This window comes from Enemella dayhoffiae, from assembly GCF_002250625.1.
GTDB lineage: Bacteria > Actinomycetota > Actinomycetes > Propionibacteriales > Propionibacteriaceae > Enemella > Enemella dayhoffiae.
This window is the reverse complement of sequence record NZ_NMVQ01000003.1, coordinates 105,783-130,669: the sequence shown is the minus strand read 5'-3', so window position 1 is coordinate 130,669 and position 24,887 is coordinate 105,783. Positions and strand designations below refer to the sequence as shown.

Genomic DNA, 24,887 nt, shown 5'->3' with positions numbered 1-24,887 from the left:
GCACAACCGGCGACGTCGGCACAGCCAGCTCGGATGGCTCACGCCGATAGAGTTCGAACGCAACCACATCACCGTGGCATGAGAATCCCAAGAATCTCGACTACACGGAAGCCGGGGCACACCAGAGACTCCAACCAACCCAGTGCGGTTCAACCACAGAAGTACGACCACTACCTCAAAGGCACCCTGTACCGCTCCTGCGGAGCCAAGCTCATGATCGAACGCCCCCGCGACAAGACCGGGGACCGCTACGAGTACTTCACCTGCTCCGGACGACGACGCAAGACCACCAACTGCACTCGCTCCGCGATCCTCGCCGAACGCGCCGAAGCCGAGATCGAACGTACCTACCAGCGCAACTCCCTGAGCCCAACCCAGGCCGCACAGGTCCGGAAGGTCCTCAACGACGTGCTCGACCAGCTCGAAGGATCCAGCGAGGACGAACGGAAGCTCCTGACTGCCCAGCGCGACAAGCTCGAAGCCGAACGCCTCAAGCTCGTCCAGGCCCACTACGCCGACGCGATCCCCCTCGACCTCCTCAAGAGCGAGCAAGACCGCATCCGCGCCAGCCTCGACCAGATCAGCACACGGATCGACAACCTCACCGACACCTACGCCGAGGCCCGAACGGGCTTGGACCGGCTCACCGAACTCCTGGTCGACCTCGACGCCCTCTACAACAAGTGCGACCCAGCCGAACGACGCATCCTCAACCGCGCCCTGTTCACCCGCATCACCATCGACGACGAAGAGAACGCCACCTACACACCCGACGAGACCACCGCCAGCGTCCTTGCCCACGCCAGCATCGACGCCCCGGCCAAAGTCACCGCAGAAACAAAACTGCCCCGCCATCAGGCGGGGCAAGTTTCGATTTTCTCATCTTACGTGGAGCTAAGGGGATTCGAACCCCTGACCTTCTCATTGCGAACGAGACGCGCTACCAACTGCGCCATAGCCCCATGCTCTGTGAGCCCGACCAGCCTACCACCGGCGAGCGGGGGCGTGAAATCAGCGCGACTCGGGGTCGGGCGTACGCTCGCAGCATGAACTCTGACGGGATGACCCTGCGCAACGCTGACGACGTCCAGACCGCTCCCCTGGTGGCGCTCGGGCTGATCGGCGGCTATCTGGTGGCCCGCGAGTCGGGCATCCGGCCGCTCGGCGGGGTGGTGCTGGGTGGCCTCGGGCTGCTCGCCGGGCGGACCTGGCTGGCGCGCGGCGGGCCGGCCGTCGCAGGCGGGCTGGCCGCGGTCTATCTGGGCGCCTTCGGCGCGTCCCACCCGTTGGCGAAGAAGATCGGCGCCTGGCCGGCGGTGTTCAGCGTGACCGCGGCGGCCGCGGGGGCGGCGTACGCGATCAGCGACCGGAAACGCTGAGGCTCACTCGCCCACCGCGCGCGGGCGCGGCTGCTCGGTCCGCACCGGTTCGGGTCGCCGCACCGGTTCGGGTCGCCGCACCGGTTCGCGCACCTCGGGGCCGTCGGCGGTGACCGGAGGCTCGCTCGCCGACACCGGGGCCGACAGATCGATCGTGCGTACCGTGCGCGGGGCGACCGGGGCCTGCACATAGGTGGGTCGGGTCACCGGCAGCGGACCCCACAGGGTGCCCGGCGTACCCTCCGGCGCCCCCAGCTCGACCTCGGTTACGGCCGACTGTCGTGGCTCCGCCTTGACGAGCCCCTCGCGACTGATCGCGACCGTGTCCTCCTCATCGCCGCTGCGCACCTGCGCCAATCGCGCCTCGAACTGGCGGTGCATCGCGCGCACGCTGAACCGCGCCACCCCGACGAAGGCCACGATCAGCCCACCCGGAATCGCCAGGCTCCACCAGGGCGTATGCCCCAGCGCGCTCGTCACCGTCAACGCGATCAGCAGCAATCCCAGCCCCACAAGAACATTGCGGCGACGACCCGCCATCCGCCGCTCGGTCTGCCGGATCTCGGTGACCGCGGCGCGGCGGGTCAGTGGGGTGGAGACGAGGGCCGCGTCCTCCTCCTCGCCGGTGCCGGCACCGAAGGCCGCGTTGCCGTCGCGCACGATCTGGACCGAGTTGGAGAACCGCGCTTCGGGGTCGACCTGGGGACGGGCGTTGTTCTGGTTGCGTCGCAGGTACATCGGCACCAGGTACGCAAGCCAGGCCGCCACGATCGCACCGAAGATCAGACCCGTTGTTCCCACACGGATGAAGGTACGCAGGTGGCACCTTTCCGTGGCCGACCTTGATCGGAGTGTCGTCAGATCCGTTGTGGTGGGGGCCTTTCGACACGCTCAGGGAACGTGAGGGCTCTCCCCTTCGACTCGCTCGTACCTCGCTCGCTCAGGGAATGTAGGTGGGGAGCTCAGGGGACGGTGGGGCGGTTCTCCCAGCGGTGGATCAGGCCCTCCCCGACCTCGTCGGCATTCAGGGCGAACACCTCGTGGTCGCGCCAGCCGCCGTTGATGTGCAGATAACCCGGTCGCAGCCCCTCGTGGCGGAAGCCGAGCTTTTCAACCACGCGCAGGCTTTTCCCGTTCTCGGGCCGGATCGCCACCTCCATCCGGTGCAGGCCCATCCCGAAGAAGCAGTAGTCGGTCGCCATCGCCACCGCGGTCGGCACGATCCCCCGCCCGGCCAGCCGTTCGTCCACCCAATAGCCGATCTGGGCGAAGTTGGCCGAGCCGCGGGTGATCCCGGAAACGGTCACCTGCCCGGCCAGCACCCCCTTCGCCCGCGGATTTTCGCCCAGCGAGTCGTCCCAGACCAGCACCCAGGGCAGCATCCGCCCCTCGCGCGCCTGCTGGTTCAACATCCGCACCAGCGCGGCAAAACTCGGCGGCCCCGGTTCCCCGCCGGGCGGCACGGTCGCCTCCCACGGCATCAACCACTGCCGGTTGACCCGGCGTACCGACTCCCAGGCGGCCCGGTCACGCACCTTCATCGGGCGCAACCGCACCCCGCCGTGCTGCAGGGTCACCGGCCAGCGATGACCGGCCTGGCGGGCGATTTCGGTGCGGAATCGGTTGGCCATCTCAGTGGTCACCACCGCGCAGCTGGGACACCGCGTGCGGCAGGATCGGCGCCAGCACCTCCATCGCGTCGCGTACGCCGCCGCTCGATCCGGGCAGGTTGATCACCAGAGCCCGCCCGGCCACCCCGGCCAGGCCGCGGCTGAGCAGGGCCGTCGGAACCCCTTTCTGCACACCGAATCGGGCGATCTCGGCCGGAATCTGCGGCACCTGATAGTCGAGCAGCGGTGCGGTCTGCTGCGGCGTGACGTCGGTCGGCGTGATCCCGGTACCACCGCTGGTCAGCACCACGTCATGCTCACCCACCGCTTCGCGCAGGGCGGCACCGACCGGGTCGCCGTCGGGCACCACGATCACCGGTGAGACGGTGAAACCGAGCTGGGCAAGGGACTCGGCGAGGATCGGACCGGACCTGTCGGCGTACACGCCGGTCGCGGCGCGCGTGGAGGCGACGATCACACACGCCCGGAAGCTGTCAGTCACGACGCCAGTCCCCGCTGCGCCCGCCCGACTTGGCCAGCACCCGGATGTCGCCGATGACGGCCCGCTTGTCCACCGCCTTGACCATGTCCACCACGGTCAGCCCGGCCACCGACACCGCGGTCAGCGCCTCCATCTCCACCCCGGTGCGCTCGTTGGTGCGCACCGTCGCGGTGATGTCGACACCGTCGTCGACCACCCGCAGGTCGACCTCGACCCCGGAGATCATCAGCGGGTGGCACAGCGGCACCAGGTCCGAGGTCTTCTTCGCTGCCTGGATTCCCGCGATCCGGGCCACGGCCAGGGCGTCACCCTTGGGCACCTCACCGGAGCGCAGCAGGGCCACGCAATCGGCGGACAGGGTGACCCGGCCGGCCGCGGTGGCGGAGCGTACGGTGACCGTCTTCTCCGACACGTCGACCATCCGTGCGTTGCCCTGGGCGTCGAGGTGGGTGAGGGTGGCTTCGACAGGCTCAGCCACCGTATCGGCCGGCGTGGGATCGGGGTCAGTCATCGGTGAGCATCCAGGTGGTGACCGTGTGTCCGGCGGGGATCACCTCGGTGTCGGCGTCCAGCACCACCAGGGCGTTCGACTTCTGCAGCGAACCGAGCAGGTGCGAGCCGGGTCCGCCGATCAGGTCGACGGTGTGCCGACCGCCGGGGTCGGTGCGCACCTCCCCGCGCAGGAACTGGGCCCGCCCCGGCGAGGAGCGGACGATGGTGTTGGTGACCGCGCGGATCGGCTGCCGATACAGCGGTTGCACCCCCATCAGCTTGCGGATCACCGGCCGGACGAACACCTCGAACGACACGAACGACGACACCGGGTTGCCCGGCAGCATCAGCATCGGAATCCGGTCCTCACCGATCAGCCCGAACCCCTGCGGTTTGCCCGGCTGCATCGCCACCTGGGTGAAGTCGACGAGGCCGAGGCTCGGGGCGACCGCCTTGACGACATCCCAGTCCCCCTGGGAAATCCCGCCGGAGGTGACGATCAGGTCCGCCCGCACCAACTGGTCGGAGATCGTGTTCGCCATCGCCTCCTCGTCGTCACCGACCACGCCGACGCGGAACACCTGCGCCCCGGCCGCCTTCGCCGCCGCCGCCAGCATGTAGGAGTTGGAGTCATAGAGCTGCCCGTTGTCATCCAGCGGCAGTCCCGGTTCGACCAGCTCGCTGCCGGTGGAGATCACCACCACCCGCGGCCGCGGCCGGACCAGCACCTTGTCGATGCCCACGCCGGCGAGCAACCCCACGGTCCGCGAGTCGATCTGCAGCCCGGCCGAGAGCAGGTGCTCACCCTCGCTGATGTCGGACCCCTTGGAGCGGATGTTCTTCCCCTGCTCCACCTGGGCGAAGATCTGCACGTCCTCGGTACCACGGTCGGTCAGCTCGTACTGCACCACCGCGTCGGCGCCCTCGGGCATCGGTGCCCCGGTCATGATCTTCATCGCCGTGCCCGGAGCCAGCGCCCGATCCGCAACCGTGCCGGCGGCGATCTCGCCGACCACGGCCAGCACCGAGGGCGCCTTCTCGCTGGCGTTCCAGGTGTCGGCGGCCTGCACGGCATATCCGTCCATCGCCGAGTTGTCGAACCCGGGCAGGGAAATGTCGGCCTCGATGTCCTCACACAGACTCAGCCGGAGCGCGTCGATCACCTGCATCCCGAACGGCGGCAGGGGTTCGATCTGATCGAGCACCCACTCCCGCTGCGCCTGCCAGTCGCGAAGCCCGTCCGCGTTGGGTGCGGGCGGCTCAGGCAGGATTGCCGGGGCCTCCTCCACCTCGGGCGTGGGGGCAGCCTTCTTCCGTCGACCGAACAGTGCCATGGGCCATACGATAGGCGAATGAGCCTCCCCGACCGCCCCGGACGCACCGACCACGGCGGATCGACAGCCGACGCGCACGCGTTGCAGGAGGCGAAGCAGCTGCTCCGCGCCGCGGTCCGGCAGCGGCGTACCGCGCGTTCGGAACAGGAGCGCGCCACCGACGACCACGCTCGTTTTCTGCACCTGCAGCGGTTCTGGGGTATGCCGACCGCGGGCTCGGTGGTCGCGATCTATCTGTCCCACGGCAGCGAACCGAGCACGCTGGAGCTGATCAGCTGGCTGGCCGCCCACCAGGTGCGGATCCTGCTGCCCGTGCTCGACCGCCAGCCCGACGGCCGCCCACGCCGCGAACCCGACTGGGCGGCGTACGCCGGACCCGAGCGGCTGCGCGCCGGTCTGTGGGGAATCCCCGAGCCGACCACCGAACCGCTCGGCGCGACCGGACTGGCCGAGGCCGCGGTGATCGTCTGCTCCGGGCTGGCCGGGACCGAGCGCGGGGACCGGCTCGGCGTCGGCGGCGGTTGGTACGACCGGGCCCGGGCGTACGCCGCAGCGGATGCGGTCAGCCTCCTGTTGCTCAACGACGACGAGGTGCTGCCCACCCTGCCGGTGCAGCCGTGGGATCGCCCGGTCGACGTGATCGCCACGCCCACGCGGTTGCTGCGGGCTGGTGGCTGAGGTGGTTCCTCTCGACACGCGGCCCATTGCTCCGCTTCGCTGCGCCCGGCTCCGCCACTCGAGGAACGGGGCTCCGACAGCCTCAGCCGGCGTCAGTTGCCGGGGGTGAGTTCGAGGCGGTCGACGGCGGCGGCCTGCACCGCGTCCGGGGTGCAGGGCCAGGGGGCGAGGTCGTTGCGGGCCAGTCGGCGCAGCTGATCGTCATAGTGCGGGTGGAAGATGTGCCCACTCTGCCCGGACTGGTTCACCCAGCGCGACCGGTCGGGGTCGGCGAGATCGACCGCCATCCGCATGGTGGGGCCGGAGGTCACCTCGAACCCCCACTTCCGGTCGTCGAAGCCGAACGCTTCGACGATCGCTGTACCACCGCCCACCGGTTCGTTGCCGCGGTTGAACAAGGCTTCCAACAGCCCGACCCCCGATGAGCCGAAGGTCTGGTTCTGCAGCCGCAACCGGTGGGCCCTGCCCCATTTCCACCCGTCGGGATCGCGACTCATCAGCACGGTGATGTCGCGCCGGGCGTCCACCATCGCCTGGGCGATGATCGAGTCGCGGTCCTCCACGATCACCGTCCGCTGGTCGTCCCACCAGCGGTTGCGCGGATCGCGGATCAGCTCCGCCACCACCGCATACCAACGATCCGAGCTCCCGGTGCGCAGTTCCGGCGGCAGCTCGTCGTCCAGGGTGAGCCGCAGCAGATGTTTCATCACCAGCTGGAAATAGAGCGTGCCGGCCGAGTCCGGGTCCGCCTTCAGGTCCCAGTCCCGCAGCACCTGCTGACCGTCGCGCACCCAGTCCTCCGCGGGCGGCACCCGCAACAGCGCCGGCACGATGCGGTCGGCGAACCGCACCCGGGTGTCGGTGAAGATGTCCTGGGTCTCGGCCAGCGTGATCGGCCCGTGGTGGGCGTTGATCCGCTCGCCGATCTGCTGGCTGCGCCACCCCATCGATGGATCCGTGCCGAGCACCCCGGGATAGTTGGCGATGATCTGCTGGTTGGCCGCCACCAGATAACCGCGCGGCGGATTGTAGGAGTAGGGCAGTTCGGCGAACGGGATCCTGCCCTGCCAGGCGTACGCCGGGTCCCAGCCGGGCACCGGAGAAGTCCCGTCACCCTGGCCGCGGCGCGGCAGATCGCCCGGCAGCTGATAGCCGATGTTGCCCTGCCGGTCGGCGTACACCAGGTTCTGCGAGGGTGCCTTGAGCTTCTCGGCGGCCTGCCGGAATTCGGTGAAGTTGCGCGCCTCGTTGACCCCGAACACCGCATCGAGCGAGGCGCCCGGGGTGAGCGCGGTCCAGCCCAGGGCCACCGCACTCTCCACCTCCCCCGTGGCCGGCGCCGGCGGCACGCCGCGCAGCTTCGTGTCCACATCCGACAACAGCGGACCGTGCGAACTGGTGCGGACGGTGATCGCGCGCGGCTCCTCCCCCGCCACCGAGATCAGCTCGGTGCGCGACTCCAGCGGACGCCAGTCCTCGCCGCGGCGTACCCGACCGTCGCGCACCTGCTCGATGAACAGGTCCTGGGTGTCGACGTAGGGGGTGGTCATCCCCCACGCGATGTCGGCGTTCTGACCGATCATCACCCCCGGCATCCCGGCGAACGAGAAACCGGACACATCGAACGGGCAGTTGGCGTCGACGACCCGGCAGTGCAGTCCCACCTGGGTGAAGATCGACGGGATCGACGTGGCCAGGTGCGGATCGTTGGCCAGGATCGGCTTGCCGGTGGCCGACCGCTCGCCGGAGATCACCCACGAGTTCGACCCGGTCGCGGCGCTGGCGGAATCGGCGACCAGAGTCGGCAGCTGCAGGTTGCCCGCGAGGATCGCCCGCAGCGCCGGTATCGCGGCCTCGGAGACCGGTGGAGCGGGTCGCTGCTGGCCGGCCTGGGCGTTCGGGTCGAACTGACCGTTGACCGGGGCACCACCATCCACGATCGGTTCGAACACCTCCGGGTCATAGTCCGGTCGCAGCTCACCGGCCCGCTGGTCACCGACCAGTCGGCGCATCACCGCGGACTCGACCTCGGCGTTCAGGTTGCCGTCGAGCTGCCAGGCCATCGCCTTCAGCCAGGCCAGCGAGTCCACCCCGGACCACGGCTCGGGGGTGGTGTTGCGGCCCTGCAGCCCGAGTAGGGCGTACTCGATCGAGAGGTCGGTGGCCGAGCGGGAGGAGAGATAGGCGTTCACCCCGGCGGTGTACGCCTCCAGGTAGCGCCGGCCGCGGGAGCTGAGCATGCCGAACTCCTGCTCGGCGACGCGCCGGAACCCGAGCGTGCGGACGTAGGCGTCGGTGTTCACCTGGGAGGGCCCGAACCACTCCGACAACCGGCCGGCGGTGACGTGGCGGCGGAAATCCATCTCGAAGAAGCGGTCCTGGGCGTGCACGAACCCCTGCGCGGCGAACAGGTCCTCAGGGGTGTCGGCATAGAGCTGCGGTACGCCCTGGGCGTCGCGCAGGACGGTGACCGGGTTGCTCAGCGGGGCCAGGGTGAGCGTCCCCGAGGTCTGTGGGAAGGACTCCCGGACCGTGACCACCGCGAGGCTGGCGAGGGCGGCCAGCACCAGGGCGAGGGTGATCAGCAGGTTGAACAACCAGCGGGGCAGGGAACGCAAATCAGTCCTTCATCGAGCCGAGTGCCGCGGACCGTGGCCCGCCGGGCAGCCCGAGCCTAACCCGCCCGGTCGCTCACCTCCGGCGACCGGGGCCCGGGACGGCGCGAATTCTGCCCGGGCCGTTGGCAGTCGGTATGCTGGAGTGCCAGAAGGAGACATGTGATGCCCACGTACCAGTACCGCTGCAAGGACTGCGGCACCGACCTCGAGGTCGTGCAGAAGTTCACCGACTCGGCGCTCACCGAGTGCCCGAACTGCGAGAACGGCGAGCTGCGCAAGATCTACAACGCCGTCGGGGTCGTGTTCAAGGGATCCGGCTTCTATCGCACCGACTCCCGGGACGCGAAGTCGGGCGGGTCCAGCGGGGCGGACGGGTCGAATGGATCCAACGGCTCCGAGACCAAGAACGGCGGCGCGAGCGAGGGCGGCTCCTCCAGCGAGGGCGCCAGGAAGAGCGAGTCGACCTCCGCGAAGTCCGATTCCGGCTCGACCTCGGGCTCCAGTACCGGCTCCGGCGCCGCGAGCAGCAAGGCCGCCGCGGCCAACTGACGCCGGCGCCCCGGCCCGGCCCACCCCGAGCCTGTGGACAACTTCGGTGGCGGGCGCCGGCCTGTGGATTGCCTGACCGATTCCGGAATCGGTCGACATCGTGGGAGGCATGACCACGTCGCCGGACCTCCCCAGTGCGCCACCGCCCGCCCCTTCCCGTCTCCGCCAGCGGCGGAGTTCCCCGCGCCGCCGCAGTCCGCTCGGCTCCCTCGGGCGTTGGCTGACCTGGCATCGCCGCACGGTGGCGGTGCTCTGTGCGATCGGTGCGGTGCTGTGCACCCTGGCCGCGGCCCGCGCCGAGCCCGAACCGGGCGTACCCGTGCTCGTCGCCGCCCGCGCCCTGCCCGGCGGCCAGCCGCTGACCGAATCTGATCTGCGGGTGGCGCACTTCCCGACCCGAATCGCCCCGGGCGATCGCCTCGAGCGGGCCGATGCGGTGCTGGGCCGGGTGCTCACCGCGCCGATCACCGCCGGCACCCCGGTGACCGAGTTGTCGGTGGTGGCTCCGCGTCCGCGAACCGCGGGGGATCGGGTGCTGGCGCCGGTCCGGTTGACCGATCCGGGGGTCGCCGCCCTGCTGCGGGTCGGCGACCCGATCGACGTGCTGGCCACACCGATGGACGGGGCCGCCCGGGTGGTCGCCCGCGGGGCGCGGGTCGCCGCGCTGCCGACCGGCCAGTCCGGCGGAGGATCGTTCGGGGCCAGCGAGGACTCCCGGGGTGCGTTGCTGTTGCTGGAGGCGGACCCGGCAGCCGCGCCGCAACTGGCCCAGAATTCGGGTCGCCTGTCCATCTTGATCCGCTGAATTGCGACACGCCACGATTTCCAACAGTTCGGTAGGTAACTGCTACATTACGTGCCGTTCCCTGACCCAGGGTGGGTCTTCGAACTGATTGGAGAACAAGTTATGCAGGGCTTCAAAGAATTCCTGATGAAGGGCAACCTCATCGAGCTTGCCGTGGCCTTCATCATGGGTACTGCCTTCGCTGCCGTCGTCAAGGCTTTCGCCGGGATCCTGATGGACCTGGTGGGGCTGATCTTCAAGGTGCCCGATCTGAGCAACACCCCCGTGATGGGCATCAACATCGGCGTTTTCCTCACCGCACTGATCGGCTTCATCATGACCGCCCTGGTTCTTTACCTCGCGGTCGTCAAGCCCTATGAGGCTTACAAGAAGATGCGTGGCATCACCGACGAGAAGACCGCCACCGAGACCGAGCTGCTCGCCGAGATCCGCGATCTGCTGGCTGGCCGCTGACCCTTCCCGCCAAGGGTTTCCGAGAACCCTGTCACCTTCGGGTGGCAGGGTTCTTTGTTGTCCCGACCCGTCGGGATGCCGGGGTTCACCCGTGATGGGGTGGCCGGTCGGCCAACAGGCGGCGTTCTTCTGCGTTCGGCGTACGCCCGGAGCTGACCTGGGCGGTGGCGCCGGTGGCCCCCAGCAGTCGCCGCACCTCGGACAGCGCCGACCAGAACTGGGCCGCGCCCAGGCCGTTGCGCAACCGGTCCGGGACGGGGTGGGCGGAGCGGGCCGTCTGCCGCAACACCTCCCCTCCCCAACCGAGCTCGGCGAGCTCGCGGACCAGCACCTCGGGCTCCGGCGCGGCATGTCGCGGCAGCGGCAGTTCCTGCCCGGTCAGGGCGTACGCCAGGGCGACGTGCCAGGACGGGTCGGCCGACTCGCTCACTGCAGCACGGTGCCGGACTCGATCAGCTGCTGCTCGGCTCCCCCGTCCAACTCGACCGCACCGCGTACGGTCACCTCGGCACCGAAGCGGAAGTCACCGTTGATCCGCAGCGAGGTCGCCTCGCGCAGCGACGGCGCACCCTGGTCGAAGCACTGGTCGAAGTCGCCGATCTTCTTGTAGTAGGAGGAATCCAGCGACACCTCCGGGGCCGAGTCGGCGAGCAGCTCGACCGTGCCGTCGTCGTCGATGCGATAGCAGTCCGAGCGCAGCAGCAGCAGCTCGTTGGTGGTCTTGACCGGCAGGAACCGGCTGCGGTCGACCACGATCGCGGTGGCCCCCTCGAACACCTCGATCGCCGCCCCCATCGCGGTCTCGACCTGATAGACCTCCGGCGAGTCGGAGTCGGACGGGTCGACGGTCTTGGTGTTGCGGATCAGCGGCAGTCCGAGCACCCCGTCGCGTTCGGTCAGCACCTCCTTGAGCCGGACCAGGTCCCACCACAGGTTGTTGGTGTGGAAGAACGGGTGCCGGTGCTCGTCGGTGAAGAAGTCCATCTCCTCGTCGGCGGTCTGGGCGGTGTCGCGCAGGATCAGCCGCTCGTCGCTGCGCCGCACGGCCAGGTGGCCGCCCTTGCGGTCGTTCACCGTGCGCCGGCACAACTCGGCCGCATAGGGGGCACCGGAGGCGGCGAACCAGCCGGCCAGCACCGGGTCGGGAGTGGCGCCGAGGTTGTCGGAGTTGGACACGCTGGCATAGCGGAATCCCTGCTCCAGCAGCTGATCCAGCACCCCGGAGCCGAGCAGCGCGGGATAGACGTCACCGTGTCCGGGCGGGCACCATTCGAGATCGGGGTTCTGCGGCCACTCGACCGGGGTGAGGTCGTCGGTGCGCAGTTTCGGCTCGGAGTTCTGCAGGAAGTCCAGCGGCAGCCCGCCCACCGGCAGGTCCGGGTGCTCGGCCAGCGCGGCCAGGGTGTCCTCGCGGGTGCGGAAGCTGTTCATCAGCAGCAGCGGCAGGCGTACGCCGTGGCGCTCGCGCGCGGATCGGACCTGCTGCACGATCAGATCGAGGAAGGTCTTCTGGTCGCGCACCGGGAGCAGCGACTTGGCCCGGTCCATCCCCATCGAGGTGCCGAGCCCGCCGTTGAGCTTGATCACCACGGTCTGCGCCAGCGCCTGCTGGGCGGCCTCGGGGTCGGGGTGCTGGTCGGCCAGTCGGTCCACCTCGGTGAGCGGGGCGATGCTGTCCTCGCTGATCAGGCCAGTGGCGCCTGACTTCAGCTGTTCGTAGTAGTGGCGGAACACCTGGATGGCCACCGGGTTCACACCGGCCTCTGTCATCTTGTCGACGGAACGTCGCAGTCCTTCGTCACTCACCAGCGGATCCTCTCCAGTGCGGGGGCCGATCTCCCCCACCGTATCCAGCGCGTGATGCGCACCGCACCCGAGGTCGCTCAGGGTCGCACCCGAGGTCAGGGGCGCACTGAGACGAACAGCGCGATCCCACCGATGCAGGCGAGCAACGCCAGCACCCCCGCCGGCAGGGCGTACGCGTGTCCCTTGCGCATGCCCAGATAGGCCGCCGGGGCCGAGAGCAGGACCAGCGCGCCCGCTGCGGCGTACTGCCAACGGGGCACGAAGAAGAAGGTGAGCAACAACGCGACACCCAGCAGCGCGAGGGTGATCGACACACTCCAGTGCCCCGAGCTGTCCCCGAATCCGGCGAGCAGCGAGCGACGCCGGGTGCGTCGGATGCTCTCGATCAGCGGTTCGCGGATCTCCCGCTCCTCGCTCTCGTCGCCGTGGTAGGCCATGTGGCCACTCTAGGCGGGACGGGCGTGCGGGGCCTACGCTGCCACGCGTGAGCACGAGTTCCTGGACCGACGCCGAACGACGAGTGCTGGACGCGCTCGATGAGCAGTCGTTGGCCGAGACCCTGATCGAACTGGTCCGAGTCCCCTCGGTCACCGGCACCGACGCCGAGTCGGAACTGCAGCACCGGTTGGGCGAACGGCTGCGCCGGCTCGAGCTGGACGTGGACAACTGGCGCCTGGACCTGGACGGATTGCTGTCCGACAAGGAGTTCCCGGGAACCGAGGTGGAGCGCTCCGAGGGATACGGCCTGGTCGCCACCTCGGCCGGGGTGGGTGAGCCGGCACTGGTGCTGCAGGGCCATGTGGACGTGGTGCCGGTCGGCGATCCCGACAAGTGGGAAGGAACGGATCCGTTCGAGGCAAGGGTTTCCGGTGACATGTTGCACGGGCGCGGCGCCTGTGACATGAAGGCGGGGCTGGCCGCAAACCTGGCCGTCGCGGCGGCGTTGCGGGCCAGCGGGTTGAGCTTCGAGCGGGCTTTTGCCGTGCACTGCGTGATCAGCGAGGAGGACGGCGGGCTCGGCGCCTTCGCCACGCTGCGCCGCGGGCACACCGGTGAGGTGGCGGTGATCCCCGAGCCGACCAGCGGACGGCTGGTCACCGCCTGCGCGGGTGCGCTGACTTTCCGGCTCGAGGTGCCGGGGCGGGCCGCCCACGGGTCGGCGCGGTTGAGCGGGGTCTCGGCGCTGGACAACTATCTGGCCCTGCACCCGGCGCTGACCGCGCTGGAGGCGCGCCGCAACCGCGACGTGGATCCGCTGTTCGCGGACAACCCGCTGCCCTACGCGTTGTCGGTCGGCACCGTGCACTGCGGCGACTGGGCGAGCTCCGTGCCCGACCTGCTGGTCGCCGAGGGGAGACTGGGCGTACGCCTGGACGAGGATCCGGCGGATGCCCGGGCGGAGTTCGAGGACGCGATCGCGCAGGCCTGCGCCGGGCACGGATTCCTGCGGGAGCAGCCGGTCTCGGTGACCTGGCCGGGTGGGCAGTTCTCCTCGGGGCGGATCGAGCCGGAGCACGAGTTGATCGAGCAGACCCAGTCGGCGATCGCCTCGGTCACCGGAGACCGGGTGCCGTTGGGGGCGGGCCCCTACGGTTCGGACCTGCGGTTGTACGCGGGACTGGGCGGGATCCCGACCCTGCACTATGGGCCCGGGCGGGTGGAGATGGCGCACGCCCCGCGTGAGCAGGTGTCGCTGTCGGAGACCCTGCAGGTGGCGCGGGTGCTGGCCGTGCTGGCGGTACGCCGACTCGGCGGTCACCGGTGAGCGACGGATCGCCCATGTTGCTGCAGGAGGTCGCCGACACCTCGGCCGCGGTGGCCGCGACCGGCTCCCGCAACGCCAAGCGCGATCTGATGGCAGCGCTGCTGCGGCGTACCCCTGCTGCAGACCTGGCGGTGGTCGTGGCGTGGTTGGCCGGTGAGCTGCGGCAGCGGCGGACCGGGGTCGGTTGGGCCTCGCTCGGCTCGCTGCCGGCTCCGGCGGTCGAGCCGTCGTTGACGGTGGCCACCGTCGACGCCGAGCTGGAGCGGGTGGCGGGGTTGTCCGGGCCGGGCTCGGTGGTGGCGCGGCGAGAGGCGGTGCAGGCCCTGTTCGCGGCGGCGACCGACGGCGAGCAGCGGTTGCTGCGCGGGTTGCTGTCCGGGGAGGTCCGGCAGGGTGCCCTGGACGCGGCGATCCTGGAGGCGGTCGCTGCGGCCTCGGCGGTGCCGTTGGCCGAGCTGCGTCGGGCGGTGATGGTGCGCGGGGCAACGGCACCGGTGGCCGTGGCGGCACTCACCGGCGGGCTGGCCGAGGTGCGCGGGTTCGGGGTGCAGGTCGGGCAGGGCGTACGCCCGATGCTGGCTTCCTCGGCGCCGGATGTCGTGTCTGCGTTGGAAAAGCTGGACCGGTGGGGCCTGGACACCAAGTTGGACGGGATCCGGATCCAGGCACACCGCGGCGACTTCGGCGTACGCCTGTTCACCCGGGGTCTGGACGACATCACCGACCGGTTGCCGGATGTGGTCCAGGTCGTCGCGGGACTGCCCGGCGGCGACCTGGTGCTCGACGGGGAGGTGCTCGCGCACGACTCCGGAGGCCGGCCGCGCGCCTTCCAGGACACCGCGGCCCGCAGCGCCACCCTCACCCCGGCTCCCGAGGTTGGCGACCGGCTGGTACCGGCCTTCTTCGACGTGCTCTTCGCCGAGGGGCGCTCGCTGCTGGACGCACCGCTGGCCGACCGGCTGGCCGTGCTGGACCGGTTGGTGCCCACGCAGTATCGGATCCGGCGGGCCAGCGTGGTCGACGCCGCGGGGGCGGCCCGGTTCTTCCACCAGGTGGTGGCCGACGGTCACGAAGGGGTCGTGGTCAAGGATCTCGACTCGGCGTACGCCGCCGGTCGCCGCGGCGCCGCCTGGATCAAGGTGAAGCCGCGGCACACCCTCGACCTGGTGGTGCTCGCGGTCGAACGCGGCAGCGGTCGGCGGCGGGGCTGGCTGTCCAACATCCACCTCGGCGCGCGCAGCCCGGACGGTGGGTTCGTGATGGTGGGCAAGACGTTCAAGGGGATGACCGACGAGATGCTGCGCTGGCAGACCGAGCGGTTCACCGAGTTGGCCACCGATTCCGACGACTGGGTGGTTCGGGTACGCCCGGAACAGGTCGTGGAGATCGCCCTCGACGGCGTACAACGCTCGCGGCGCTATCCCGGCGGGGTCGCGCTGCGCTTCGCCCGGGTGCTGCGCTATCGCCACGACAAGTCCGCGGACGAGGCGGACACCATCGAGACGGTACGCCGGCTCGGGCACAACAGCTGACCAGGGCTGCCTTCATGGTCTGGACCCGCTTGCGTGCCTTGTCCCCCGAGATCCGATCCGAGAGGTTGCGTAGGAGTTCGTCCATCACATCCGCAGACCAGCGGGGCCTGATGACGTCGGCCTCAGCGAGCCGCAGGAGGGTGTCGATCAGCGAGGCCGGGCAGAGGACGTTGGTGTCCAGAAAGACTGGGAACCGCATTCATCACCGCATCCTGGGCGGCGGACCGTCGAGCAGGTCGTACAGGCCGTCCTCCTGTGCGCCCTGCGCCATCTCATCCAACGTTCCGGCACGCTGGTTGCGCAACTGCTCTGCGTACGCGATCAGGTCGTCAATGCGGACATAGCGGTGACGGCCAGGCTTGACGAACGGGATCGCGCCCGACTCAAGGAGCTTGACCAGCGTCGGCCGGGAGATGCCAAGGTAGCCAGCTGCTTCCTGGGTGGTGAGTTGCGCGTTCAGCGGAGCCACGTGAATGGCCAGGCCGCGCTTCATCGCCTGGTGCACCTGCAGCAGCACCTCGAATGCCTCGCGTGGCAGAGGAATCTTTTCATTGTGCGGCCCGACGAGCGCCGGTCGATCCGTCATCGCGGTCGCCAGCTCTTCGAGAAGATCGGCGAACTTCTCGGTGTCAGACTCGGTCTCGGGCGACGGGACATAGGTCCTCGGACCGCCTGAGCGTGACCTGGTTGCTCTAGCCAGAGCCCGATCATGAACGAAAATATCGAAAGTCGCCCGGGGCATAACCACTGACAAGGTTCATGGGGGGCGTGGGGGCGAAGCTTCCCACCAGGGCATAACCACTGACAAAGTTCGTGGGGGCGGTAGGGTGTGTGTCGCCGATATCAGCCAGTCGATGCGGCAGGGCCCCATAGCTCAGGGGATAGAGCACCGCTCTCCTAAAGCGGGTGTCGTTGGTTCGAATCCAACTGGGGCCGCCACTCGAAGTTCCCAGCATGGTCAAAAAGGTGCGCGTTCCAGCGCGCCACCCGGTCGCGGTGGCTGCGGGCGGGCATGAGAAAGGTCTCAGAATCGCTTCTTTTGTCCGGTTTCTGACCCAATCACTGGTGGGGGCCTTGACCGTTGAGTATTCTTACCGTCAGAGAGCGCCGATGAATGTCTCCTGGGGGTGGGTAGACAAGGTGCGTGAGCCCGTTCGTCGGCGCTCTCCCCAAACGAGAAAGAGGTCCCGCGCCGAACGGCGCGGGACCTTTTCAGTTCGTCGGGGCGGGCCTCACTCGGCCGGCAGCTCCTTGAGCTGCTCGATGACCTTCTCCAGCTGGCTGGCGTTCAGCAGGCCGGCCTGGTTGAACACCATGTTGCCCTTGTGGAACGCCATCACCGTCGGGATGCTCATGATGCCCAGCGAACCGGACAGCTCTTGGTTGGCCTCGGTGTCGACCTTGCCGAACACGACGTCACCGTGGCTGTCGGACACCTTGGAATAGATCGGCGCGAAGCGCTTGCAGGGGCCGCACCAGTCGGCCCAGAAGTCGACCAGCACCAGGTCGTTCTCCTTGATGGTGGACACGAAGTCCTCGGAGTTCAGGTCAACGGTTGCCATTGGGGCGTACCTCTCTTGTCGATGTCGAGACGATCGCCTTGGTCAACAACGCCTGGGCGGGGCCTATTCCCGGCCCCCCGACCGACTCATTCCCCGTCGAGGGTGGCGACGATGTCCTCGCCGATGTCGCGGATCACCCGCCCGGCACCGACCGTGCGTCCGGCCACGGCCGACACAAGCGCCGACATCCCCGGCAGCGCCTCATCGGGGGCACCGGCGCCGGGCACCTGGCCGAGCAGCAGCGGGTTGGCGCCGTCGTTCCACGGCTGACTGAGCCGCTCCCAGGTGCGCAGCCACGCCTCCGAGATCTCCTGCACCGACGGTACGCCGAAGAAGTGCCCGACCGGCGCGTGGTGCCGCAGCGCCACGATCGGGGAGTCCACATAGACCAGCGCCAGCCGCACCCGGGCGTCCAGGTCGCGCCGCCGCTCCAGGCTGCCCCGCGTCGCCCAGCCGCACGGGTCGGGGCAGGTCTCCCCGACATCGGGCCGCTCCCCGGCCCCGATCGTCTCGTGGTTCATCGCGCACACCGCGAGCGCGTCCCCCAGCCGGGAGTGGAACTTGTCCAGATAGGCGGTGTAGCCCGGAACGTCACCGTTGCACGCGTTCAGCGACCGCTTGGCCGTCGCCCGCAGCGCCGAGCTGTGCGGACAGGACCGGTCGTCGGTCCCCCACCGCTCACCGACGCCGCGCCGCATCCGCAGCGGATCACCGCCATGGCCGAGAGTCGACTCCCAGGCCAGCTGGCACAGGTATTCCCCGATCAGGTGGGCGGTCACCACCACCTGCAGCGGCTCGTGCCGCAGCGCGCGCAACTGCATCACCTCGAGCATCAACTCATACAGCGGCACCAGGGAGGTCAACGCCCCGCGCTCGGAATCCCGGGGGCCGAGCGGGAAGCAGGATTCCGCCAGCCGGTGGGCCCACGGCCGGGAGAACCCGCCGGCGATGGTGCCGAAATCCTCGGCGTCCAGATCGAGCACCCGCTTCGCGGCCGTCGCCAGGTCGCGGGCCCTCCGCAGCCGCGCCGGATCCACCCCGGGCGGCGGGCCACCGGGCAGTCCTTCGGTCAGCAGCGCGGCGACGGCGTCGTACCAGTGCCCGTCGAGCAGGCCCCTGACCGAGGCGTCAACCACGCGCGACCACCACGGCGAAGAGCTGCTCGGCGGCCTCGGTGTCCACCTCATAGCTCTCACCGGCGTCGGTGGTCAGGCGTACGCCCGCCTTCGCCTTGGCCGCGTCCAGCGTGACCCCCGGCAGGATCCCCGCCCGGTGCAGTTCCGACATCGTCTCGTGGCCCGCCTGCAGATTCTCCCCGATGGAGCGGATCTGGAGTCGGACCTCACCCTTGGCGACCAGCGCCGGCAGCGACTGGCAGGGCTCGCCGGCGTCGGCGAGTCTGGTGGCGCCGAGATCGCCCAGGCCCGGGATCGGGTTGCCGTAGGGGGAGGTGATCGGGTCACCGAGCAGCTCGAGCAGCCGTCGCTCGACGTCGTCGGAGATCACGTGCTCCCAGCGGCAGGCCTCGTCGTGCACCTGTTCCCACTCCAGCCCGATGATGTCGACCAGCAGCCGCTCGGCCAGTCGGTGCTTGCGCATCACCCGGATGGCCCGGTCGCGCCCCACCTCGCTCAGCTCGATGTGCCGGTCGCCCTGGACCGTGAGCAGTCCGTCGCGCTCCATCCGGGCGACGGTCTGCGAGACGGTGGGGCCGCTCTGGTGCAGCCGTTCGGCGATCCTGGCGCGCAGCGGGACCACGCCCTCCTCCTCGAGCTCGAGGATCGTGCGCAGGTACATCTCGGTGGTGTCGATCAGATCGCTCACGAGTGGTGCTCCCTCGGTCGTGGTCCGGCCTGGATGGTGAAGGGCCGGGCCGCTGCCAGCCTACCCGGGATGCCTCCGGTTGGCTCAGTCGAGCCAGGCGCCTCGCCGCATCACCCGGCGTACGTTGCCGACCGGATCGGTGAGGACCAGATCGGCCAGGTTGTCCGCGGCGAGCACGCCGACCCGCGCCAGCCCGTGCCAGCGGGCCGGGTTGCTGGCGGCGGCCGCCGCGGCCGACTCGAGCCCGGTGCCGACCGTCAGCAGGAAGCGCAGTGCGGCGTCCATGGTCAGGGTGGATCCGGCGATGTTTCCCAGGTGCTCGGTGCCCGAGCCGTCGTCGTGCAGCACCCGGGCGACCCCGTCGGCGACCCGCGCCCGCAATGCCCCGAGGGCATAGTCCCCGTCGCCGAGTCCGGCCGCGGCCATCGCGTCGGTGACCAACAGCACCCGGTCCCAGCCCGCGGCCGCCCCGACCAGGGTGACCACTTCCGGCGACAGGTGTACGCCATCACAGATCAGCTCCAGACCGACCCGACCGTCGGCCAGCAGCACCGGGACCGGGCCGGGCCGGCGGTGGTGGATCGGCGCCATCGCGTTGAACAGGTGGGTCGCGATCCGAGCGCCCGCGGCGACCGTGTCGCGGCACAGCTCGGCGCTCGCGTCGGAGTGCCCGAACCCGACGCGTACGCCGGCCTCGGCGAATCGCGCGATCGCCTCGGCGGCGCCGGCGCGTTCGGGGGCCAGGGTGACCATCGCGATGGTGCCGCGGCCGGCCTCCAGCAGCGCGTCGACCGCCTCGGGGGTGGGGTCGCGCAACAGCGCCGGATCGTGCGCGCCGCAGCGCGCCTCGGCCAGGAACGGCCCCTCCAGGTGGATCCCCGCGAGTTCACCGGCCTCGACGAACCCGGCCAGCAGCTCCACCTGGCGGCACATCGACTCCAGCCGGTCGGTGGCCAGGCTGGCGAACTGGGTGGTGGTGCCGTGCCGACGCGCGAAGTCGAGGACTCGGCGTACCCCCGCCTCGTCGGCGGAGCCGAGGTCGACCCCGACCGCACCGTGGGTGTGTGTGTCGACGAAGCCGGGCAGCGCCCAGCTGTCGTCGGTGTCGGCGCCGGGCGCCTCCTCGACCGAGACGAGGGTGTCCCCGTCGATCTCCAACCGGGCCGGGGCGAGAATGCCCTCGGGGGTGACCGCCCCGGCCACCAGCACCTGCTCGCTCACCTCAGTCGTCCAGCACCACGGCCCGGGTCAGGTTGCGGGGGGCGTCCGGGTTGAGCCCGAGCTTCATCGCCCGTCCCACGGCCAGCCGCTGGGTGATGATCAGGTCGGCCATCGGGTCGATCCGGTGGTTGACGAAGGTGGCGCCGGTCGCGTGCACCTGGTCGGCCAGTCCGGTCGGCGCGGGCCCGAGGCACCAGACCAGCCGGCCGGCCTCGGCGACGGCGATCGGGCCGTGCCGGTATTCCATCGCCGGATAGGCCTCGGACCAGCTCTGCGTGCACTGGCGGAACTTCAGCGCGGCCTCCTCGGCGAGCCCGACGGTCCAGTCCTGACCTAGGTAGGTGACCTGTTCGGTGTCGGCCATCTCCTCGGTGAGCCGGAACTGCAGGGCCTCGTGGGCCTGCGCGACCACCTCGGCGAGCGGGTGCCCGACCCAGGCGCGGATCAGCGCCAGCGCGGTGGTCGCGAAGCGGGTCTGCACCACCGACGCCTCGTCGGCGAAGGAGAGGTCGATGCTGGCGTCGGTGAGGGCGGCGGTCGGCGAGGTGTCCGGCTGCACGTCGCCGATCAGCGCGACGCTGGGGATGCGGCCGTCGAGCTGGTTGAGCAGTCGGTTCAGCGCGGTGGTCCGCCCGGACCGGGTGAGCACGACCAGCCGGTCGTAGTCGCGGGTCATCGGGAAGGCGGCCGCGGTGTGCGCGTCGGAGAGTCCCTTGCCGGCGCTCTCGCGCAGGGCAGCCATCGACTGGGCGATGTACCAGGCGGTGCCGGTGCCGACGAAGGCGACCCGCTCGCCGTCGGCCGGGAGCAGGTGGGCGACCTCGGGCAGCAGGGCTCCGGCGCGCTTCCAGCACTCCGGCTGGGAACCGATCTCGTCGTCGGTCAGGAAGGGCATGGCGCTCCTCGTCTCTGGGTCACGGCTCGACCCCAACCTAGCGGGGTCAGGGTTGCAGGCGGGTGCGGGACCAGCCGGCCGCCTGCCGGGCGTACCGGAGCCGGTCGTGCAGCCGGCTCGGCCGGCCCTGCCAGAACTCGAACGAGTCCGGCACGATCCGATAGCCGCCCCAGTGCGCCGGGCGCGGCACCTCGGCGCCGGCCAGCTCGGTCTCGGCGCGGGCGTACGTCTCGGCCAGTGCCTCGGCGGAGTCGATCGGCCGGGACTGCTGCGACATCGCGGCGGCCACCTGCGAGCCGTGCGGGCGGACCGCGAAGTAGGCGTCGGAGTCGGCATCGGCGACCTGTTCGACACTCCCCTCGACCCGGATCTGGCGATAGAGCGCCGGCCACCAGAGCGTCGCGGCGGCGACCGGGTTGGCCGCGAGCTGCGCGCCCTTGTCGGAGTGCCGGTTGGTATAGAACGTGAAGCCGCGCTCGTCGACGTCCTTGAGCAGCACCACCCGGGCGCTGGGGCGACCGTCGGGGCGTACCGTCGCCACCGTCATCGCCGTCGGCTCCTGGACCTGGCCGCGCTCGGCGGCCATCAGGGCGTCGCGCAGCCAGCGCTGGAACAGGGTCATCGGGTCGTCCCCGGCGTCGGCCTCGAGCAGCCGCACCGAGTCGTAATCGGTGCGGATTGCCGCCAGGTCGGGTTCCTCGTCTCGGTTCATGGCCCCACTGTGCCCTGCATGAAAGGATTGCGCCATGCCGCTTGAGATCCCCCCACTGCTGCTGCCCCGGGACGGACGCTTCGGTTGTGGCCCGGCCAAGGTCCGGCCCGGTGCGCTCGACGCGCTGGTGGATTCCGCGCCGCTGCTGCTGGGCACCTCGCACCGGCAGCATCCGGTGCGCGAGCTGGTGCAGCGGGTGCGTTCGGGGCTGGCCACCCTCTATGGGCTGCCCGACGGGCATCAGGTGGTGCTCGGCAACGGCGGCTCCACCGTGTTCTGGGATGTCGCGGTCAGCTCGCTGATCGAGCGGCGCTCGGCGCACGGCACCTTCGGCGAGTTCTCCACCAAGTTTGCCCGGGCTGCGGCCGCGGCCCCGCACCTGGCCGAGCCGGCGGTGTTCGCGACCGAGCCGGGCGGTGTACGCCTGCCCGAGCCGACCGAGGGGGTGGACACCTACGCCTGGGCGCACAACGAGACCTCGACCGGGGCGCTGGCTCCGGTACGCCGGATCGCCGACGACGACGACTCGCTGGTGCTGATCGACGGCACCTCGGCCGCCGGCGGGGTGGGCTTCGACGTGACCGCCGCCGACGCCTATTATTTCGCCCCGCAGAAGGGGCTCGCCTCCGACGGTGGCCTGTGGTTGGCGTTCCTCTCCCCGCGCGCGATCGAGCGGATGGAGCGGATCGCGGCCACCGACCGGTGGATCCCCGAGTCGCTGTCGCTGAAGGTGGCGTTCGACAACTCGCTGCAGGAGCAGACGCTGAACACCCCGGCGGTGGCCACGCTGTTCCTGATCGCCGAGCAGCTCAGCTGGCTGCTGGAGAACGGCGGCCTGGAGTTCGCCGAGCGGCGGACCCGGGCGTCCTCGCTGCGGCTGTATCGCTGGGCGCTGGAGAACCCGCTGACCACCCCGTTCGTGACCGAGCCGGACCATCGTTCGCCGGTGGTGGGCACGATCGACTTCGACGAGTCGGTGGACGCGGCCGCCCTGGCCGCCACCCTGCGCGCCAACGGGATCGTCGACGTCGAGCCCTATCGCAAGCTCGGCCGCAACCAGTTGCGGGTGGGCATGTTCCCGGCGATCGATCCCGAGGACGTGGCGGCGCTGACGCACTGCATCGACTGGGTGCTGCCGAAGGTACGCCGCTGAGGTTGCCTCCGGCGACCAGCGGCGCGTCAGCCGAGCTCAGCCGCGGCGTTCGTCGTCGTGCAGGTGCCGGATCATCGTCGGCTCGTCGTCCTCGAGCGGACGTCCCAGGTCCGGTTTGCCGCGTTCTGGACGTACCGGGGTGGCGGGCGCAGGCTCGGGGCTGCTCGGGTCGGCCGCCCGGCGTGCGGGCAGCCCGCCGTGATCGGCAGAGTTCTCCGATTCCTCGGCCGTGCGCTTCCGCCCGCCGACCGCCGCGGCCCTGGCCGGGCCCCGACCGCGGAAGAACACGACCGCCGCTGCGCCCAGCGAAACCAGCAGGGCCAGCAGCAGCGCGATCAGGGTGCCGGTGCGGTTGGTCTGGTTCGGGGCCTCGACCGGCTCGGCGGCCGGCGTCGGGGCGGGACTCGTGGCCGGGGACGGCGGCGGCGAGGCCGCGGGGGTCGGGGCCACCTGCAGTTCGCTGGGGATGGGCACCTGCAGCACGACCGAATTGGGGCCCTCGGAGCCGGCCAGCAACGACTTCCCGTCGAGGCTCACCGCGATCGACTCGCCCTGCGGCTGGAACGGCAGCGGCGCCCGGCCCACGGTGCTGAAGATGTCGGGGCTGAGCACCTCGACCGCGACATAGCTGCGCAGCACCAGCCGTCCGTCGGGCAGCACCGCACCGTCGGTGACGAAGGAGGGTCCCTGGGCGACCCGGGTCAGCACGTTGGGCGCATCGGAACGCAACTGGCGAGGCGCGGCATAGATGTCGCCCTCACCCTCCTTGGTGACGAACAGCAACCGGCCCTGCTTGTCCACCAGCATCGCCTCGGCGTCGTGCGGGCCGTCGGGATAGACGAAGTCGTAGGCCCGGAAGGTGCCGCCGCGGTTGTCGTTGGGTGCCGGGTTGTCGAAGTAGTAGACGACGATCTTGGGCCGCTTGCGCTGGTTGTCGCCGATGTCGCCGACATAGAGGCGATTGCCCACCATCAGCACGGCCTCGACGTCGACCGGCCTGGCGGCGTACTCGAGGGTGCCGCGCAGCTTCCCGTCGGGCCCCAGGGCGTACACGATGCCCTTGTCGCCGGAGTCGTTCACGGTCCAATAGACGTTGTTGCCCGTGTCGCGAGTCAACCCGGAGGACTCGGTGATCCGCGGATCGGTGATCGTGAAGGCGGGGTTCGCCGCGTTCGGGTCCGGCGAGGGGGAGGCGTACGCCAGCGGTGCCAGGAGCAGCGAGGGGACGGCCAGAGCGGCCGCGGCCACGCCCAGACGGGGCCGGATCCTGGTCATCGACTGCTCTCTGCTCGGCGGCTGCGGCACCACCGGGCGGCGGCACAACCGAAGAGTACGCCCAGGCGGTTGCCGGGACCGGGAATCGCCACACCCCACCTCAGGGTCGCCACAGCTCGAACACCGCCCCCAGGAGCACCAGCAGCAACAACGCCAGCAGCACCCCGGACACCACCCAACGCCGCGATCGAGGATTCACTCCGACAGGGTAGTTCGTCGGTCCACTAGCCTGTGGCCCGTGAACGATGCCGCAGAATCCGGGTCTGCTCCCACCCGCACGATCGACCTGGCCAGCTTCAACCGGATCCTGTTCCTGCTCGCGCTGCTGCTGGTCGCCGCGGCCGCCGGGGCGTGGATCATCTTCACCCAGCGGCGTGACGTGGGGACGATCGGCACGGTGCTGATGGTGCTGGCCGCCGTCGCGGTGGCGCTCACCACCGGGCCGCCACACCGGATCAGGCAGCTCAGGACCGGCTCCGAGGGGCTGGAGCTGTTGCGGTACACGAGGGTGCGGACCCGCATCCCGGCCGGCGAGCTGGCGTCCACCGCGGTGTCCGAGGGTGAGCTGGTACTCACCCCGCGCCACCCCGCCGCCTTCTTCGCGGCCCACCCGGAGCTGCGGCCCGCGCGCGACGGGGACACCGTACGCCTGGGCCTGGGCACGAAGCCGGACAAGGTGGCCGAGGTCGCCGCCGCGCTCGGCTGAGCGGTCGCGGCCGGCG

26 protein-coding genes and 2 tRNA genes are annotated in these 24,887 nt (G+C 70.3%); 10 read left to right on the top strand and 18 right to left on the bottom strand.

All coding sequences use genetic code 11. The annotated features are described in order from the left end of the window. Window positions 1-889 precede the first annotated feature (889 nt). Window positions 890-962: transfer RNA gene (locus CGZ93_RS03865), tRNA-Ala, on the bottom strand. Between the two features lie 84 nt (window positions 963-1,046). On the opposite strand from CGZ93_RS03865, the gene CGZ93_RS03860 reads away from it, so the two are divergent. Then, entirely contained in the window at window positions 1,047-1,379 is a 333-nt protein-coding gene (locus CGZ93_RS03860; protein WP_094362835.1) for a hypothetical protein, read from the top strand. Window positions 1,380-1,382: 3 nt separating this feature from the next. Here the strand turns inward: CGZ93_RS03860 and CGZ93_RS03855 are convergent, their stop codons facing one another. The 5 genes from CGZ93_RS03855 to glp all read right to left on the bottom strand — a co-directional run bounded on the left by CGZ93_RS03855 (window position 1,383) and on the right by glp (window position 5,317). Further along, complete coding sequence (locus tag CGZ93_RS03855) at window positions 1,383-2,180, bottom strand: hypothetical protein (protein ID WP_094362834.1); 798 nt, start codon at window positions 2,178-2,180, stop codon at window positions 1,383-1,385. Between the two features lie 161 nt (window positions 2,181-2,341). Beyond that, the gene (locus CGZ93_RS03850; protein ID WP_094362845.1) at window positions 2,342-3,010 is read right to left on the bottom strand and encodes a GNAT family N-acetyltransferase; all 669 of its coding nucleotides are present in this window, start codon (window positions 3,008-3,010) and stop codon (window positions 2,342-2,344) included. Window position 3,011: 1 nt separating this feature from the next. Next, on the bottom strand, window positions 3,012-3,491 hold the full coding sequence (locus CGZ93_RS03845) for a MogA/MoaB family molybdenum cofactor biosynthesis protein (RefSeq protein ID WP_094362833.1): 480 nt from the start codon (window positions 3,489-3,491) through the stop codon (window positions 3,012-3,014). After that, entirely contained in the window at window positions 3,484-4,002 is a 519-nt protein-coding gene (gene moaC, locus CGZ93_RS03840; protein WP_094362832.1) for a cyclic pyranopterin monophosphate synthase MoaC, read from the bottom strand. Before moaC ends, CGZ93_RS03845 begins: the two co-directional genes overlap by 8 nt. Then, window positions 3,995-5,317 carry a molybdotransferase-like divisome protein Glp gene (gene glp / locus CGZ93_RS03835; protein WP_094362831.1) on the bottom strand — a complete coding sequence of 441 codons (1,323 nt, stop codon included), beginning with the start codon at window positions 5,315-5,317 and terminating at the stop codon, window positions 3,995-3,997. Before glp ends, moaC begins: the two co-directional genes overlap by 8 nt. A gap of 18 nt (window positions 5,318-5,335) precedes the next feature. On the opposite strand from glp, the gene CGZ93_RS03830 reads away from it, so the two are divergent. Next, window positions 5,336-5,995, top strand: coding sequence for a 5-formyltetrahydrofolate cyclo-ligase (locus CGZ93_RS03830; protein ID WP_094362830.1), 660 nt, complete (start codon window positions 5,336-5,338; stop codon window positions 5,993-5,995). A 92-nt stretch (window positions 5,996-6,087) separates the two neighbouring features. On the opposite strand, the gene CGZ93_RS03825 is transcribed toward CGZ93_RS03830, so the two are convergent. Continuing rightward, the gene (locus CGZ93_RS03825; protein ID WP_094362829.1) at window positions 6,088-8,613 is read right to left on the bottom strand and encodes a penicillin acylase family protein; all 2,526 of its coding nucleotides are present in this window, start codon (window positions 8,611-8,613) and stop codon (window positions 6,088-6,090) included. 162 nt (window positions 8,614-8,775) lie between these two features. Between CGZ93_RS03825 and CGZ93_RS03820 the strand changes: the two genes are divergently transcribed. The 3 genes from CGZ93_RS03820 (at window position 8,776) to CGZ93_RS03810 (ending at window position 10,420) form a co-directional block, all read left to right on the top strand. Further along, window positions 8,776-9,162: an FmdB family zinc ribbon protein gene (locus CGZ93_RS03820; RefSeq protein WP_094362844.1), complete on the top strand. Its 387-nt coding sequence runs from the start codon at window positions 8,776-8,778 to the stop codon at window positions 9,160-9,162. 109 nt (window positions 9,163-9,271) lie between these two features. Further along, window positions 9,272-9,967: a Flp pilus assembly protein CpaB gene (cpaB, locus tag CGZ93_RS03815; RefSeq protein ID WP_094362828.1), complete on the top strand. Its 696-nt coding sequence runs from the start codon at window positions 9,272-9,274 to the stop codon at window positions 9,965-9,967. A 102-nt stretch (window positions 9,968-10,069) separates the two neighbouring features. Beyond that, entirely contained in the window at window positions 10,070-10,420 is a 351-nt protein-coding gene (locus CGZ93_RS03810; protein ID WP_094362827.1) for a large conductance mechanosensitive channel protein MscL, read from the top strand. An 85-nt stretch (window positions 10,421-10,505) separates the two neighbouring features. On the opposite strand, the gene CGZ93_RS03805 is transcribed toward CGZ93_RS03810, so the two are convergent. From CGZ93_RS03805 to CGZ93_RS03795, 3 genes are all read right to left on the bottom strand, one after another. Then, the gene (locus tag CGZ93_RS03805; RefSeq protein WP_094362826.1) at window positions 10,506-10,850 is read right to left on the bottom strand and encodes a hypothetical protein; all 345 of its coding nucleotides are present in this window, start codon (window positions 10,848-10,850) and stop codon (window positions 10,506-10,508) included. Further along, entirely contained in the window at window positions 10,847-12,226 is a 1,380-nt protein-coding gene (locus tag CGZ93_RS03800; protein WP_094362825.1) for a UTP--glucose-1-phosphate uridylyltransferase, read from the bottom strand. The genes CGZ93_RS03805 and CGZ93_RS03800 overlap by 4 nt, the downstream gene beginning before the upstream one ends. Window positions 12,227-12,321: 95 nt before the next feature. Next, window positions 12,322-12,663 carry a hypothetical protein gene (locus CGZ93_RS03795; RefSeq protein ID WP_094362824.1) on the bottom strand — a complete coding sequence of 114 codons (342 nt, stop codon included), beginning with the start codon at window positions 12,661-12,663 and terminating at the stop codon, window positions 12,322-12,324. A gap of 47 nt (window positions 12,664-12,710) precedes the next feature. On the opposite strand from CGZ93_RS03795, the gene CGZ93_RS03790 reads away from it, so the two are divergent. Then, complete coding sequence (locus tag CGZ93_RS03790; RefSeq protein WP_094362823.1) at window positions 12,711-13,991, top strand: ArgE/DapE family deacylase; 1,281 nt, start codon at window positions 12,711-12,713, stop codon at window positions 13,989-13,991. Window positions 13,992-14,005: 14 nt separating this feature from the next. After that, window positions 14,006-15,523, top strand: coding sequence for an ATP-dependent DNA ligase (locus CGZ93_RS03785; protein WP_094362822.1), 1,518 nt, complete (start codon window positions 14,006-14,008; stop codon window positions 15,521-15,523). Window positions 15,524-15,725: 202 nt separating this feature from the next. Here CGZ93_RS03785 and CGZ93_RS03775 read toward each other — a convergent pair whose 3' ends face one another. Continuing rightward, window positions 15,726-16,109 (bottom strand): helix-turn-helix domain-containing protein, encoded by a 384-nt coding sequence (locus CGZ93_RS03775; RefSeq protein ID WP_094362821.1) that lies wholly within the window; start codon window positions 16,107-16,109, stop codon window positions 15,726-15,728. 277 nt (window positions 16,110-16,386) lie between these two features. Here CGZ93_RS03775 and CGZ93_RS03770 point away from each other — a divergent pair. Next, window positions 16,387-16,462: transfer RNA gene (locus CGZ93_RS03770), tRNA-Arg, on the top strand. Between the two features lie 293 nt (window positions 16,463-16,755). On the opposite strand, the gene trxA is transcribed toward CGZ93_RS03770, so the two are convergent. The 6 genes from trxA to pdxH all read right to left on the bottom strand — a co-directional run bounded on the left by trxA (window position 16,756) and on the right by pdxH (window position 21,737). Beyond that, window positions 16,756-17,085, bottom strand: coding sequence for a thioredoxin (trxA, locus tag CGZ93_RS03765; RefSeq protein ID WP_094362820.1), 330 nt, complete (start codon window positions 17,083-17,085; stop codon window positions 16,756-16,758). A gap of 86 nt (window positions 17,086-17,171) precedes the next feature. Continuing rightward, window positions 17,172-18,221: a hypothetical protein gene (locus CGZ93_RS03760; protein ID WP_094362819.1), complete on the bottom strand. Its 1,050-nt coding sequence runs from the start codon at window positions 18,219-18,221 to the stop codon at window positions 17,172-17,174. Beyond that, a complete protein-coding gene (locus CGZ93_RS03755; protein ID WP_094362818.1) occupies window positions 18,214-18,909 on the bottom strand; it encodes a metal-dependent transcriptional regulator in 696 nt (231 codons plus the stop codon). Before CGZ93_RS03755 ends, CGZ93_RS03760 begins: the two co-directional genes overlap by 8 nt. Before the next feature lie 84 nt (window positions 18,910-18,993). Next, window positions 18,994-20,130, bottom strand: a complete 1,137-nt coding sequence (locus tag CGZ93_RS03750) for an N-acetylglucosamine-6-phosphate deacetylase (protein ID WP_229117180.1) — start codon at window positions 20,128-20,130, stop codon at window positions 18,994-18,996. Window position 20,131: 1 nt separating this feature from the next. Continuing rightward, on the bottom strand, window positions 20,132-21,025 hold the full coding sequence (locus CGZ93_RS03745) for an SIS domain-containing protein (protein WP_094362817.1): 894 nt from the start codon (window positions 21,023-21,025) through the stop codon (window positions 20,132-20,134). 46 nt (window positions 21,026-21,071) lie between these two features. After that, window positions 21,072-21,737: a pyridoxamine 5'-phosphate oxidase gene (gene pdxH / locus CGZ93_RS03740; protein WP_094362816.1), complete on the bottom strand. Its 666-nt coding sequence runs from the start codon at window positions 21,735-21,737 to the stop codon at window positions 21,072-21,074. Window positions 21,738-21,771: 34 nt separating this feature from the next. Here pdxH and serC point away from each other — a divergent pair, with 34 nt between their 5' ends. Further along, complete coding sequence (gene serC, locus CGZ93_RS03735; RefSeq protein WP_094362815.1) at window positions 21,772-22,890, top strand: phosphoserine transaminase; 1,119 nt, start codon at window positions 21,772-21,774, stop codon at window positions 22,888-22,890. 36 nt (window positions 22,891-22,926) lie between these two features. On the opposite strand, the gene CGZ93_RS03730 is transcribed toward serC, so the two are convergent. Beyond that, complete coding sequence (locus CGZ93_RS03730; RefSeq protein ID WP_141211066.1) at window positions 22,927-24,165, bottom strand: SdiA-regulated/phytase-like domain-containing protein; 1,239 nt, start codon at window positions 24,163-24,165, stop codon at window positions 22,927-22,929. Between the two features lie 238 nt (window positions 24,166-24,403). Between CGZ93_RS03730 and CGZ93_RS03725 the strand changes: the two genes are divergently transcribed. Continuing rightward, complete coding sequence (locus CGZ93_RS03725; protein ID WP_094362813.1) at window positions 24,404-24,871, top strand: hypothetical protein; 468 nt, start codon at window positions 24,404-24,406, stop codon at window positions 24,869-24,871. Window positions 24,872-24,887 lie beyond the last annotated feature (16 nt).

Excerpts from the sequence above, each read along its gene's own strand:
- serC (WP_094362815.1), top strand. The coding sequence starts at position 21,772 with ATGCCGCTTGAGATCCCCCCACTGCTGCTGCCCCGGGACGGACGCTTC.
- CGZ93_RS03775 (WP_094362821.1), bottom strand. The coding sequence starts at position 16,109 with ATGACGGATCGACCGGCGCTCGTCGGGCCGCACAATGAAAAGATTCCT.
- CGZ93_RS03830 (WP_094362830.1), top strand. The coding sequence starts at position 5,336 with ATGAGCCTCCCCGACCGCCCCGGACGCACCGACCACGGCGGATCGACA.
- CGZ93_RS03860 (WP_094362835.1), top strand. The coding sequence starts at position 1,047 with ATGAACTCTGACGGGATGACCCTGCGCAACGCTGACGACGTCCAGACC.
- cpaB (WP_094362828.1), top strand. The coding sequence starts at position 9,272 with ATGACCACGTCGCCGGACCTCCCCAGTGCGCCACCGCCCGCCCCTTCC.
- CGZ93_RS03850 (WP_094362845.1), bottom strand. The coding sequence starts at position 3,010 with ATGGCCAACCGATTCCGCACCGAAATCGCCCGCCAGGCCGGTCATCGC.
- CGZ93_RS03730 (WP_141211066.1), bottom strand. The coding sequence starts at position 24,165 with ATGACCAGGATCCGGCCCCGTCTGGGCGTGGCCGCGGCCGCTCTGGCC.
- pdxH (WP_094362816.1), bottom strand. The coding sequence starts at position 21,737 with ATGAACCGAGACGAGGAACCCGACCTGGCGGCAATCCGCACCGATTAC.
- CGZ93_RS03810 (WP_094362827.1), top strand. The coding sequence starts at position 10,070 with ATGCAGGGCTTCAAAGAATTCCTGATGAAGGGCAACCTCATCGAGCTT.
- CGZ93_RS03745 (WP_094362817.1), bottom strand. The coding sequence starts at position 21,025 with ATGCCCTTCCTGACCGACGACGAGATCGGTTCCCAGCCGGAGTGCTGG.
- trxA (WP_094362820.1), bottom strand. The coding sequence starts at position 17,085 with ATGGCAACCGTTGACCTGAACTCCGAGGACTTCGTGTCCACCATCAAG.
- CGZ93_RS03820 (WP_094362844.1), top strand. The coding sequence starts at position 8,776 with ATGCCCACGTACCAGTACCGCTGCAAGGACTGCGGCACCGACCTCGAG.
- moaC (WP_094362832.1), bottom strand. The coding sequence starts at position 4,002 with ATGACTGACCCCGATCCCACGCCGGCCGATACGGTGGCTGAGCCTGTC.
- CGZ93_RS03785 (WP_094362822.1), top strand. The coding sequence starts at position 14,006 with ATGTTGCTGCAGGAGGTCGCCGACACCTCGGCCGCGGTGGCCGCGACC.
- glp (WP_094362831.1), bottom strand. The coding sequence starts at position 5,317 with ATGGCACTGTTCGGTCGACGGAAGAAGGCTGCCCCCACGCCCGAGGTG.
- CGZ93_RS03795 (WP_094362824.1), bottom strand. The coding sequence starts at position 12,663 with ATGGCCTACCACGGCGACGAGAGCGAGGAGCGGGAGATCCGCGAACCG.